The organism is Streptomyces shaanxiensis (assembly GCF_039537145.1).
Lineage (GTDB): Bacteria > Actinomycetota > Actinomycetes > Streptomycetales > Streptomycetaceae > Streptomyces > Streptomyces shaanxiensis.
Map to the genome: position 1 here is coordinate 183,724 of NZ_BAAAZY010000024.1, position 12,771 is coordinate 196,494.

At 71.9% G+C, this 12,771-nt stretch carries 11 protein-coding genes; 7 read left to right on the forward strand and 4 right to left on the reverse strand.

Features of this window, described 5'->3' with window-relative positions; all coding sequences use genetic code 11:
• Positions 1-282 precede the first annotated feature (282 nt).
• The 5 genes from ABD932_RS35210 (at position 283) to ABD932_RS35230 (ending at position 6,834) form a co-directional block, all read left to right on the forward strand.
• A complete protein-coding gene (locus ABD932_RS35210; protein ID WP_345019813.1) occupies positions 283-1,161 on the forward strand; it encodes an N-acetylglucosamine kinase in 879 nt (292 codons plus the stop codon).
• A gap of 179 nt (positions 1,162-1,340) precedes the next feature.
• Positions 1,341-3,263 (forward strand): phosphatase PAP2 family protein, encoded by a 1,923-nt coding sequence (locus tag ABD932_RS35215; protein WP_345019249.1) that lies wholly within the window; start codon positions 1,341-1,343, stop codon positions 3,261-3,263.
• A 37-nt stretch (positions 3,264-3,300) separates the two neighbouring features.
• Complete coding sequence (locus ABD932_RS35220) at positions 3,301-5,067, forward strand: phospholipid carrier-dependent glycosyltransferase (RefSeq protein WP_425587565.1); 1,767 nt, start codon at positions 3,301-3,303, stop codon at positions 5,065-5,067.
• 78 nt (positions 5,068-5,145) lie between these two features.
• Positions 5,146-6,069 carry a MurR/RpiR family transcriptional regulator gene (locus ABD932_RS35225; RefSeq protein WP_345019251.1) on the forward strand — a complete coding sequence of 308 codons (924 nt, stop codon included), beginning with the start codon at positions 5,146-5,148 and terminating at the stop codon, positions 6,067-6,069.
• A gap of 390 nt (positions 6,070-6,459) precedes the next feature.
• Positions 6,460-6,834 (forward strand): hypothetical protein, encoded by a 375-nt coding sequence (locus tag ABD932_RS35230; protein WP_345019252.1) that lies wholly within the window; start codon positions 6,460-6,462, stop codon positions 6,832-6,834.
• Positions 6,835-6,839: 5 nt separating this feature from the next.
• Here ABD932_RS35230 and ABD932_RS35235 read toward each other — a convergent pair whose 3' ends face one another.
• The 4 genes from ABD932_RS35235 to ABD932_RS35250 all read right to left on the reverse strand — a co-directional run bounded on the left by ABD932_RS35235 (position 6,840) and on the right by ABD932_RS35250 (position 10,094).
• Complete coding sequence (locus tag ABD932_RS35235) at positions 6,840-7,589, reverse strand: cellulose binding domain-containing protein (protein WP_345019254.1); 750 nt, start codon at positions 7,587-7,589, stop codon at positions 6,840-6,842.
• Between the two features lie 106 nt (positions 7,590-7,695).
• Complete coding sequence (locus ABD932_RS35240) at positions 7,696-8,529, reverse strand: ATP-grasp domain-containing protein (protein WP_345019256.1); 834 nt, start codon at positions 8,527-8,529, stop codon at positions 7,696-7,698.
• A 116-nt stretch (positions 8,530-8,645) separates the two neighbouring features.
• Positions 8,646-9,866: a PucR-like N-terminal domain-containing protein gene (locus tag ABD932_RS35245; protein ID WP_425587566.1), complete on the reverse strand. Its 1,221-nt coding sequence runs from the start codon at positions 9,864-9,866 to the stop codon at positions 8,646-8,648.
• Between the two features lie 3 nt (positions 9,867-9,869).
• Entirely contained in the window at positions 9,870-10,094 is a 225-nt protein-coding gene (locus tag ABD932_RS35250) for a hypothetical protein (RefSeq protein WP_345019257.1), read from the reverse strand.
• 185 nt (positions 10,095-10,279) lie between these two features.
• On the opposite strand from ABD932_RS35250, the gene pgfA reads away from it, so the two are divergent.
• Positions 10,280-11,272: a cell envelope lipid trafficking protein PgfA gene (pgfA, locus tag ABD932_RS35255; protein ID WP_345019259.1), complete on the forward strand. Its 993-nt coding sequence runs from the start codon at positions 10,280-10,282 to the stop codon at positions 11,270-11,272.
• Between the two features lie 197 nt (positions 11,273-11,469).
• Positions 11,470-12,771 carry a glycosyltransferase family 4 protein gene (locus ABD932_RS35260; protein WP_345019260.1) on the forward strand — a complete coding sequence of 434 codons (1,302 nt, stop codon included), beginning with the start codon at positions 11,470-11,472 and terminating at the stop codon, positions 12,769-12,771.

Consider the following 12,771-nt stretch of genomic DNA (forward strand, 5'->3'; position numbering starts at 1 on the left):
GGAAGGCGGCGATGGGTTGCCCTGGCGGCACGCTTTGCCGACCCGGGCGAAAGGCCCGGGAAGCCGACTGCGCGACGCCTATTGACACGCACTGTACTTCGTTAGTTAACTTCCTAACGAACGTCACGGTACTCGCCTGCCGTGGTCCGTCCAGAGGCCCGTCCCGGGGCTTCCCTAGCTCTTCAACTGTCTTGCCCTCCGGCACGGTTCGCCCGCCGTCGCAGCACACAGCTCACCGACGAAAGAGGATCCGTGCAGGTCACCCCTTTGTCTGGCCCTCTGATGGTCGGCATCGACGTGGGCGGCACCAAGACGCATCTCCGCGCGCTCACGGGCGACACCGTGGTGGCCGATCACGTCCGGCCCAGCAGCGGCTGGCGGCCGTGCGATCCGCTGGCTGCCGCCGGCTGGCTGGCCGCGCTGCTCGCCGAGGCCCTGCCCAAGGGCACACGCCCGTCCGCGCTGGCCGTCGGCGCCCATGCATGCGAGACCGCGCGTCAGTGCGCACAGATCCGTACCGCGCTCCAACTGCACTTCGACGTGCCCGCGCTGGTCATGGGCGACGCCGAACTGCTCGTGCCCGCAGCGGGCCTGGACAAGGGTGTCGGCCTGGTCGCCGGCACCGGATCCGTCGCCGTGGGCCGCTTCGCCGACGGCACACCGGTCCAGGTCGGCGGCTGGGGCGCGCTGCTCGGTGACGAGGGCGGCGCCGCCGGTCTCGTACGCGAGGCCGTCCGTGCCGTATGGGCCGCACACGACCGCGGCGAGGAGCCCGACGCGCTGGCGCTCGGTCTGCTGGCCGCCTTCGACGTCCCCGAAGTACCCGCGCTCGGCGCCGCGTTGGAGTCCGTCACGGCGGCCTCCGCCGAGTGGGGCCGGCACGCCCCGGCCGTCTTCACGGCCGCCGAGGCGGGCTCCCCGCTCGCCCGCACCGTGATCGCCGAGGCGGGCCGCGCCCTTGCCGCGCTCGTCGAACGCCTCGCCGCCCGTGGGGTGGTGGTCGACGACGTCGTGGTCGCGGGCAGTACGGTCCTCGCCCAGCCCTCGCTGTACGACGCCTTCGTGTCTGCGCTGGCGGAGAGTGTGCCGACGGCCCGGCCGCGTCCCCTGCGGGCGCCGCCGGTCGAGGGCGCGGTGGCGATGGCCCGTTCACTCCTGTGACACCTGTCGGACGCCGGGCCATCCCGAGTCCGACACAACTCGCCCGTAGATCTTCGCTCGTACGACTCGACCCCAAGCGCTTTCTGCACGCCTCGTGCGTCTCCCGCGCACCGGACGGTCGAGTCGATCATTTCGATCCCCACCCGGCCGTACGGCCGAAGAACTCAAGAGAGGCTCGCATGCCGTCACCCGCCGGGCTCCACGCCAACCCGTCCATGAACAGAAGGCGCTTTCTCCTGACCTCCGTCGGAAGCGGGGCGGCCCTGGTGGCCGTCCCCGCCTTCGCCGGCTGGCTCCCCTCCGCGGACGCCAAGGCCGCGACGAACGCCGCCGCGTTCGTCGACGACTACAAGACCAACGTCGTCGCGAACCAGACGCCCGAGACCAATGCGGTGATCCGCGTCCTCGGCGGCTTCGCGAAGGTGTGGAAGACCGGCGGCGCCTGGAACACCGGCACCCCGCTCACGCCCGAGGTGCTGCGCGCCAACATGCGCTACTGCGCCCGGATCACCGCCGCGCGCACGGACGCCCAGGCGAAGGAATCGTTCATCATCGACCGGCAGCACCAGAGCTACTCGGTGATCGCCGGCATGGGTCCGCTGGCCGACCTGTACAAGTCGGGCGCCAGGGCGGTCACTTCGATCACCAGCGCGCCGGACGGCACTCCCGCCGGGAAGATCAGCGACGCCCTGCCCGCGGACGCGCCGGCCGGTTCCGCGATCGGCGCCGGCTCGTACGACTCCGAGCTCGGCAAGGTGGCCAAGCTGGTCGACACCGTGCGCGGCCCCTTCGCCTCCGGCAACCCGGCCAAGTTCGCCTTCCAGTACCCGCGTCCGTGGCGGATGAACGAGGACAGCGAGGTCGTCGACACCGGCAGGAAGGACGAGTTCGGTTTCCCTGTCTACGAGTCCGAGGTGGTCGTCGCCCCGCAGCTGCTGCGCCAGCGCAGCGAGAACCCCGCCGAGGACGGCGGCTTCCCCAGCGGCCACACCAACGCCCTGCACCTGGCGGCCCTGGCGTACGCCTACGCCGTGCCCGAGCGGTTCCAGGAGCTGGTGACCCGCGCCTTCGAGCTCAGCCACACCCGCATCGTGGCGGGCATGCACTCCACGGTCGACGTCCTCGGCGGCCGCATCATGGCCACCGCCCTGGCCGCCGCCGCCCTCACCGACCCGGCCAACGCGGAGCTCAAGGCCGCGGCGCGCGCCCAGGCCCTCGCGTACTTCGAGGAGCGGACCGGCACGACGGCCGACACGCTGTACGCATACGCCCACTCGGCCTCCGCCGACACCGACCCGTACGCCGACCGCGACGCCAACGCCCGTACGGTCAAGCCCAAGCTGACGTATGTGCTGACCCGGACCGGCCGCGACGAGCCCCTCACCGTGCCGAAGGGCGCGGAGGTGCTGCTGGAGACGCGGCAGCCGTACCTGGACGCGGCGCAGCGTCGCGAGGTGCTGCGCACGACCGCGCTGCCCGCCGGGTACGTCCTGCTGGACGGCTTCGAGCAGTGGGGGCGGCTCGACCTGTTCACCGCGGCGGACGGTTACGGCGCCTTCGACTCCGACGTGACCGTCACGCTGGACGCTGCGGCCGGGGGCTTCGGCGCGGCGGACACGTGGCGCAACGACATCCGCGGCGAGGGCGGCCTGACCAAGCGCGGCACCGGCACGCTCACGCTGACGGGGCACAACCGCTACCACGGCGGCACGGTGGTCGAGGGCGGCGTGCTGGTCGCCGGTTCGGCGAACGCTCTCGGGCAGGGCGACGTACGCGTGGTGGGTGGCACGCTCCGCGCGGACAAGGTCGTGCGTGTGCGCGGTGCGTACGTCCAGGAGGGCGACACGACCCTGGAGCTGCTGCTGCGCAAGAACCACGGTCCGGCCCTCGAGGTGTCCGGCCGCGTGGTGCTGGGCCGGGGCAGCGTGCTGTCGCTGCGTCTCGACGCCGAGCGCCCGCCGGTCGCCGGGACCACGATCCCGGTCGTCGAGGCACAGCGGCTGCGCGGCCAGTTCGACCGGGTGGAGCTGAACTCCGACACGCTGCGGGCCGTACCCGTCTACACGACGGACGGTCTGTCGGTACGACTCCTCAAGCGATAGCCGCGTCCCCCGGCGGGTGCTGATGCAGAGTAGGCCCATGGGCCGGCTCTGGATCAGCACCCGCCGCCGCGGGGTCGGCGGCACCGCGGAGCGGATGATGGCGCTCGAACCGCACTCGGCCCCGGCATCGGGGGCGCGCCCCACCGCCCCCCGCGCTTCGGGCACTTCCCGTGCGTCCGAGGCCCCGCGCTGGCGGCGGTGGGTCGGGCGGCCCTGGCTCATGCCCCTCCTCGTGGTCGCGCTGCTGGGCCAGATGGCCGTCGCGATGGTGACGACGGCCGTGCAGCAGACCCCGACGATCGACGAACCCGTGTACGTGGGCACGGCGGCCGAGTATCTGCACGAGCACCGCCTGCGGCACAACCCCGAGCATCCACCGCTGGGAAAGCTGGTCATCGGCGTGGGGGTGGCGCTGGCCGATCCGCATGTCGACCGCTCCTTCACCGGCGATCAGGGCCGGTTGGGGCGGCATCTGCTGTACGAGTCCGGCAACGACCCGTGGCGACTGATGCTGTTCGCCCGTCTCCCCGTGATCGTTCTGACGCTGCTGTTCGGGTTGATCGTTTTCGCCTTCGCCCGTGAACTCGCCGGTGTGGTCGGGGGTTTGGCGGCGCTCGCGCTGTACGCCTTCTCCCCCGACCTCATCGCGCACGGCTCGCTCGCGACGCTGGACGTTCCGGCGGCCGGGTTCGTACTGGCGTCGGTCTGGCTGGTGTGGCGGGCCCGGCGCCGGCCGCAGTGGTGCGTGCCACTCGCAGGCATGGCGCTCGGGGCGGCGCTGGCGACGAAGATGAGCATGCTGGCGGCGGTCCCGGTGCTGCTGGCACTCACGGCCCTGTCCGTGTGGTGTGCGAGGCCGTCGACCGAGCCGCGCCGCAGGGCGCTCGTGCGCGCGGTCGGGGGCGTCGGCGTCGTGGCGTTGGCCGCCGTCGCCGTCGTATGGGCCTCGTATCTCGTGGTCGATCCGAGGCTGCGCTGGGCGCCGGAACAGCCGGTGCCGGTCGTGCGCGGGCTGCGAGGGCTGGTCGTGGATCTGCTGCCGTTCCCGGAGGCCTACCGGGACGGAATGCGCGTCCAGTTCGCCTTCGAGAACTACCCGTGGCAGGGCTTTCTGTTCGGCCGGCTCTACACGGGCTCGCTCTGGTACTACCTGCCGGCCGCGCTGCTGGTGAAGACGCCGCTCGGCATGCTCGTGCTGTGGGCGGCGGGTGTCGTCGTCTTGGTGGCGGTACGGCGGCTGCGGCCGGTGGCGACGTATCTGCTGGTGCCCACGGGGGTGCTGCTGGCCGCGGCGATGCTCGGGTCGCGGGACTTCGGCACGCGGTACGCCGTGTTCGTGCCGATGTTCCTGGCGGTGGCGGCGGGCTGTGTGCTCGCGGTGCGACGGCGGTGGGTGACGGTCGCGGTGGGGGCGCTGGTGCTGTTCGTCGCGGTCAGCTCGGTGCGGACGTATCCCTACTATCTGCCGTACTCCAACGAGGCGTTCGGGGGCCCGGAGAAGACGCGGCTGCGGTTGCACGACTCCAACGTGGACTGGGGCCAGGACCTCGGCCGGCTGGCCGACCGGCTGCGCGAGCGGTACCCGGGCGAGCGCGTCTGGCTCGTGTACAAGGGCAGCGGGGTGCCGTCCTTCTACGGCATCCGCGCCGCCGATCCCCGCAAGGTGCCGGTCGGCGAAGTGCGCGGGCTGCTGGTCGTGTCGGGCTCCTCGGTGGCCAAGGCGACCGGGCGGCTGGCCGAATTGATCGACAGCAGTCGCCCCATCGACACGGTCGGCCATTCGATCACGATCTATCGCCGCTGAGCGTTGCCCCTCGCAGTGCCCAGGGTCGCCACGATGTGTGAGCTATGTTGAGGCACTGTGGGAGACAAAGGAGCACCGGTGCCATCGCCCCAGCAGGCACGCGCGCAGGCATCCGCGATCACCTCGGGAAAGACGGCTTCGGAGGCCGAGGCATCCCCGACTTCCCAGCTCAGGACGCTTTTCGACCAGCCCAGGCTGTCGCCGGGGCAGCGGCGCATCGCCCAGTATCTGATCGAGCACATCACCGAGGCCGCGTTCCTTTCGATCACCGATCTGGCGGACCGGGTCGGCGTGAGCCAGCCCTCGGTGACACGCTTCGCCGCGGCGGTCGGCTTCAGCGGTTACCCCGCGCTACGGGAGAAGCTCCAGTCGATCGCCCTGGGCACCCTCGCCGGGGGTCCGGCGGCGGCCGAGGAGAACGGCGCCAACGAACTGCAGGCCGCGGTGGACGCCGAGATCGAGAACCTGGAGAACCTGCGGCGCGACTTCGCCTCCCCCGACCAGGTGATCGACATCGGCCGCAAGCTGTCGCAGTCGACCCCGCTGACCATCCTCGGGCTGCGCATCTCGGGGTCCCTCGCCGAGTACTTCGCCTACGCCGCGCGCCGTATCCACCCGGACGTGCGGCTGGTGACCCGGGGCGGCAGCGTCGCCTACGACGCGCTGCTGCAGTCGCGCGAGGCCGGCGGCACCTGGGTGCTGGCGTTCTCCATGCCGCGGCACGCCCAGGAGACGCTCACCGCCGTCCGGGTCGCGCGCAGCGCCGGGCTCAAGGTCGCCCTGGTAACCGACCTGGCGCTCGGGCCGGTCGCCGACACGGCCGACGTCGTCTTCGCCACCGGCACCGGCTCCCGCCTGGTCTTCGACTCCTACGCCGCGCCCGGCGTGATGGCCGCCGCGCTGCTGCAGGCCATGACCGACGCCGACCCGGAGCGCACACAGGCCCGGCTGGAGGAGTACGAGCACATCTCCGACGAGCACCAGTTCTTCCTGCGGGACTGATCCCCTCCATCGCCCGCTCGCGCAGGGCCCCATCCCCTCAGGCAAACCGGAGCACAGCGGCACCATTCATTTCAAAGCGCGCATGAATGTTTTCATACGTCTTGCAAAGCGGACGGCATATATAAATACTTCACACGCACCACCCGCCCGCAGAAAGCAGTCGGTCCGCTCATGCGCACGTCACCCCATCCGCCGTGCGAACGCCGCCTGCCTTTTCCGGGCTCCTCCGCGAACAGCCGAAGCCGCCGTCTCCTACCCGCGTCGGCGCCCGGGCTGTTCGGTCGGGCATCGCCTGCGCGAGCGCCCGTGGCGGCGGCCCCGGTCATCCCCTAGGCCGGGGCCGCGCCGACCCCGTCGGACACCCCATACGACGCCGCACACCCGGAAGCGATGACCATGCCACTGACGACCACGCGCATCAGCACCGACTGGCCGTGCCAGGTCAAGACCCCCGGTTCCTACGACTGGGAACGCTCCGCGACCAAGTGGCTGCGCGAGTTGGTGCCGGCCCGCTACGCCAGCTACCCCGCGCTGATCCGCCACCCCGTGCTGCTCGCCCGGCACGCGCAGATCCAGGTCCAGAACGAGATCCGGGTCGCGCGCACGGCACTGCAGACGGCACGGGCCGACCTGCCCGCGCTCGGCATGCCCGAGTCGGTCATCGAACACACCATCAAGTTGTACGCGGCGGAGGTCATGCAGCTCCAGCACATCGCCCGCAGCGTGCGCGCGGTGTCCCAGGCGCTGATCGACCACGGGCGCTGAGCAGTTCACCCGGCCCCTGAGGTCGCCGCACAGGTGACCGTCGCCGCCGGCTCCCCGGTCGAGTCCGAGGTGTCGGCGAGGAACCCGAAGGTGACGCTCGCGCCGGGCGCCAAGGTGCCGTTCCACGAGGCGTTGGAGACAGTGGCCCTGCCGTCCGCGGTCGTGGAGAGGGCGCCGTCCCAGACCTGCGTGAGGCGGGCTCCGTCGGGCGGTACGACCGTCGCGGTCCAGCCGGATGCCGAGGACGCGGGCGCGTTGGTGACCGTCACCTCGCCCTGGAAGCCGCCCTGCCAGCTGTTGACGGTCCGGACGGACGCCGTGCAGGCGGGGTCTTCGGGGGCGTCCGGCGCGGGCGGTGCGGGCTCGGCCGACGCGGAGGCGGTCGGGGACGGAGCCGGTTCCCGGGCCGCGACGTCGTCGTCACGGCCGGCGAACAGGAGAGCGCCCCCGAAGCCGATGACAGCGGCCGCCGTCACGGCCACCGCTACGGCGGTACGACGAAATCCGGGGCCGGAGACGGCCGGACCGGGCTGGACACCGCCCCGCCGTACGCCCCTCGTCTCCCCGGCGACGGACGGCAGTTCCTGTGTCGCGTCCTCGGCACCGGGCAGGGGCACGGTCTCGTAGCGGGCGTTGTCCTCCTCCCACTCCTTGAACAGCTCCGCGAGGGCGTCGGTGCGACGTGGGCGCAGGACGTGGATGGGTTCCAGGGCCGGGCCGTCGTCCGGCTCCTCGGGCTCGGGCCGTGTGGGCACGCCGCTCTCCTTCCGTCCCCGTCCGCACGGGGCATCGCCAATCCCCGAGGAGTGATACGGGGTTGGCGTCCCGCCGGTTCAGCGGAACCCGGCGGGCGCGCGGCGGTCAGGCCTCCGCGGCGAGGAAGTGGTGCAGGGACGCCGTCATCGCGGCGACGAAGGCGTCCCGTCGTGTGTCGTCCAGGGCGTCCAGCGACAGATACGGGTTCAGGTCCTCCAACTCGACCAGCAGGAGCTCGCCGCCCGGCGCGCGGCAGGCGTCGACGCGCTGGATGCCATGGCCGATGCCGTTCCACTGGATGAAGCGCCGGGCGAACTCCAGGTCGCCGTCGGCGGGTTCGTACGGTTCCAGTTGCCAGCGTCGGTCGGTGTGCGGCGCGTACAGGGCGTACTGGAAGTCGTGGTCGACGAAGTAGAACGAGACCTCGTAGGCGAAGTCGACACACGGCTGGACCAGGACATCCCCGCCGGCCGACTCCCGCGCACCGTCCATGGACACGAACCGAAGTCCCATGGAGTCGGCGCCGAACTTGGGCTTGACGACGTACCGGTCGGCCTCGGGCAGGAGGCTCAGATCCTCGGCACGGTCCACGGTGGGGATGACCGGGTACCCGGCTGCGGTCAGGTCGAGCAGGTACTGCTTGCCGGCCATGTCGGCCTTCCCCGTGAGCGGGTTGTAGACGCGTGTCCCGTCGGCGGTCGCGCGTCGGCGGAACTCGTCGTACGCGTCCTGGTGGGCCAGGACCGGGCCGCTGTTGCGGACGACGACCGCGTCGAAGGCGTCCATGAGCGCGACCGTGTCCCGGGGATGGCACAGGGCGAGGTCGAAGTCGTCGCGCAGCCGGGAGGTGAGGAAGATGTCCTCGTCGCAGTAGCGGCGCCCGCGTGCCTGGTAGGCCAGGTCGGTGACGTACAGGATGCGGGGTCGGGCGGGCGGCATGCGGGGCTCCTCGGCTGCGGCGGCAGCCGATCGTACGCGGGCCGGCAACAACGGACAATCAGCAGGTCGATCAGGGTCGCCGTACCTGCGCCGCGACGCTCGCCCCGGCTACTCGGTCAGGCCTCCGGCTCGCCGAGCCCGCCGCGCAACCGGCGCGTCCGCAGGACCAGTTCGAGTTCGAAGCGCCGCTCGGGATCGTCCAGGTCGTCGCCCCACAGATCCCGGATCTGGCGTAGCCGGTTGCGCACCGTCTGGGGATGGACACCGAGCCGGGCGGCCACCTCGGGCGCGCCGCCCTGGGTCTCCAGCCAGGCGAGCAGGGTCTCGGCGAGACGGCGGGCCTGTTCCGGTCCGGCCTCGGTCAGCCGGTCCAGCCGACGGCGCGCGAGGTCGTCGATCAGTATCTCGGCGGGGAGCAGGACGAGCGCCTCGGCGTGCTCGCTGCAGCGCAGGAGGCGGCCCTGGGGAAGCAGGCCCTCCTGGATCATCTTCGCGGCCGCCGTCGCCCAGTGCAGTGACGTGGCGGCCCGCGTCACGGGAACGCTGGGCCCGATGGCTCCGGACCAGCCGCCCATGGCGCGGCGCAGCCGCTCGACGCGGCCGGGTGCTTCGGGATCCGGAAGCACCAGCCGGGGCTGTTCACCGTCCATGTCCAGCAGGACCTCGTCACCGAGGGCGGGCGTGACGAGCTGCTGGGTGGGGCGGAGCAGGACGGCGACGGCGATCTCGTCGGGCAACGGCCAGTCGACGGCGACGGCGCGTTCCGCGAGGGCGGCCGTCGGGTCGGTGCGGTGCTCGGTGAGGAGGAGGTCGACCAGCAGGCGCTGGCGACGGATCCGCTCCCCCGCCTGGCCGGCGGCGACCTCGGCGTAGCCGTGCAGGGAGTGGGACACGAGTTCGTCGAGGTACTCGAACGCGGACTCGGCGAGTTCGTACATCGCGGGTGGCGGGATCTCGACCTGCTGCCCGATCTCGGCGAGGCTGCGCCAGGCCAGCCGTACGTTGAGCCGGTAAATCGCCTGGAGGGAGTCCAGGCGGCGTCCCGCGAGGGCCTGGTTGCGGCCGAACTCCCGGAAGACCTCGGGGAGTTCGCGGGGTCGTTCGATGTCGGTGGTCAGCTGTGCAACGAAGCTCTCGAGCGCGAGCCGGATCGCCATGAGTGCCTTCGGCTCGCCCGTCTCGTCGGTCGTCAGCTCCAGGTTGGGGAACTCCCGGCGCATGGCCCGCAGGATGTCCTGGGCGATGTCCGGTACCTGCTCCATGGCCAGGTCGGCGAACCGCCGTACCTGGTCGGGCGGCACCTTGCGCCAGGCGGGGGGTGCGGGCACGGGCACCATCTCCTAGCGGTCCGCGGACGGCGTGGACGGCGCGGGTGCGGACCGGTCGCCGGAAGGGTCGGGGAAGGTGACGAGCGGCACGTTCGGCTGCTCGGGGGTGGCGCTCAGGGCGGTGACGAGGCCGAAGGCGGCGCCCGTGGCCAGGGCGGCGGAGAGTGCGCAGGTCAGCAGGGCGGCGAGGATTCTGGGCATGGGGACGAGGAGCCTCTCGTTCGAGGAGGTGGTCACCCAGCGTTCCGGCCCGGTCCGGCACGATCAGTATTGAGTCACTGTTGACACCGGGTCAATAGCGGCTTAATTTCGCCGGTCATAACTACTTACTCCCCGGTAGGCCATCTTCGCCCCGGGTGAGCCGGACTGTCCAGCGCACGGCCGCACAGTCCGCCTCCTTCCGCTGCCACCGGAGTGCCCTCATGCGCCGTACAGCTTCCGTTCTGCCGCTGATTCTGCTCGGTTTGGGCGTGTTCGCGCTGGTTTTCGGCCAGCTGCTCGACCGGTATGTGGAGCCACGGGTCAAACGCACGCCCGTGGACGTCGAGACCGACTCGGTCCTCACCGGGACCGGCAGCTATTTCGACACCGGCGTCCTGGAGACCGTGCACGGGAAGCAGATCACGATCACCCGCCGGATCGTGGGCGACGTGGCCGCCGCCGAGCGCAGCGGACACGCGGTGTGGAACGTCTCCACGCAGATCGACACCCCCGCCACCCTGCCGCTTCGGGACCCGCGCAGGTCGCTGCAGTGGACCACCGAGCGCTGGGTCACCGACCGGCGGACCAACCTGCCGGTGCACTGCTGCGGCGAGCAGCCGTCCTTCCAGGGCGACGCCTATCTGAAGTTCCCGTTCGACGTGCACAAACGCACCCACCGCTGGTGGGACGGCGTGCTGGGCGGGGCCGTACCGCTGAAGTACTCCGGCACCGAGAAGGTGCTCGGACACGAGGGCTACCGCTTCACCGGAAGCGTGGCACCCAGGCGCACGGGCGTGACCCGCGAGGTACCCGGATCGCTGGTGGGACGGCCGAAGCAGCGGCAGGTGACGGCCGAGGAGTGGTACGCCAACGCCCGGATCGAGCTGGTGGTGGAGCGGCGCACGGGCCGGATCATGAACGCCCGCATCGCGCCGCGGATCACGCTCCGCGCTCCCGGCGCCCGGTCCGACGCGGTCACGCTGCTGGCCAGCGACCGGCTGGAGTTCACCGACGCGACCCGGCGCACCCAGGTGGCGCAGACCGCACGCGACAGTCGCCGGCTGGAGGTCCTGGGCGAGACCGCGCCCACGCTCACCACCGTCGCGGGCGGTGTGCTCACGGCCGCCGGACTGACGTTCCTGGTCCGTGAGCGGCGGCGACGAGCGGCACCGGCGGACTCACTGCGGGTGGACAGGACTCACACAGGTGACTGACCCGGGCGTGTGAGCAGGGAGAAATTGTCACCCGCGTGCGTAGCCGTACCGGGCGGCCTCTCCGAAAACTGACGTTACCAACCAGTACCTCCGCGTTCTCCCGGAACCGGCCCAACCGTCACACAACGTCCCCGCCCAGCGTGTCTTCCCCGGACGCCCGGCTCCCCACCCCCCGCATCCGACGAGTTGGAGCAACGATGCCCCAGCACGCTTCCTCCCTGGTCCCCGGCCAGGAGAGGATCACCGCCGCTCACGCCCATACCGCTCCCCCGCACGCCGGTCGGCGTCGTACGCCCGGCACCGACGGCACCGCCTCCGGCACGTCCCCTTTCCCGCGCCGGATCGTCTTCCTCGCCCGCCGCGACCTGGACAACCCCGCGGCAGGCGGCTCCGAACTGCTCGTCGACCGCGTCGCCGACGGCCTCACCGCCGCGGGCCACCAGGTCACGCTGCTGTGCGGCGGCCCGGCGGCATACCGCGACTACCGCGTGGTCTCGGCGGGTGGCGACGCCGGTCATTTCCTGCGCGCCAAGCGGGCGTTCGCCCGTCAGGTCGGCGACTGCGACCTCCTGGTGGAGGTGTGCAACGGCATGCCGTACCTGGCACCGCTGTGGCACAAGGGCCCGACACTGTGCCTGGTGAACCATGTGCACACCGACCTGTGGGACATGCGCTACCCGGGTCCCATGGCCCGGCTGGGCCGCAGGCTGGAGCACTGGGCGCTGGCCGGCCCGCACCGCGGCAGCCTGACGGTCGCCGTGTCCGACTCCACCGCCGCGGCGCTGCGCTCCATCGGCGTCCGGCCGGACCGGATCAGGGTGGTGCACAACGGCGTCGACGCCCCCGGGCCGCTGCTGCCCAAGGCCCCCGAGCCACTGTTCATCGCGGTCGGGCGACTGGTCGAGTACAAGCGGATCGATCTGCTGCTACGGCTGTGGGAGCGGGTGCGTCCGGTCACCGGCGGGCAGCTCGTCATCGTCGGCGACGGCCCCGAGCGGGAGCGGCTGCAGGCCATGGCCGGGCCCGGTGTGGTGTTCACCGGCCGGGTCTCGGAGGCGGAGAAGCACCGCTTGCTGTGCCGGGCGTGGCTGCTGCTGCACCCGTCCCTGGTCGAGGGCTGGGGCCTGGTGGTGACCGAGGCCGCCGCGCGCGGCACTCCGGCGGTCGGGTTCGACATACCCGGTCTGCGGGACTCCGTCGTCAACGGGGTGACGGGTGTGCTGGCCGGGGGCGAGAGCTCCTTCGCCGCTGCCTGGTCCACGCTCGCGCTCAGCCCCGAGCGCCGCAGGGTCATGGGCCGTGCCGCCGAGGCGCGCGCCGAGAACTTCCGGTGGAGCAGCACCGTGCGGCAGTTCCGGGAGGTGGCCGCGGAGGCGTGTCGCGCGGCGGCCCGGTCCACGCCGGGCGGCCCGACCGTGGTGCCCGACCCTTCCCTGCCACGCGACGCGCCCGGACCCGTCGTCCCGCCGCAGGCCACCCGCCGACCCACCCGCGCCTGA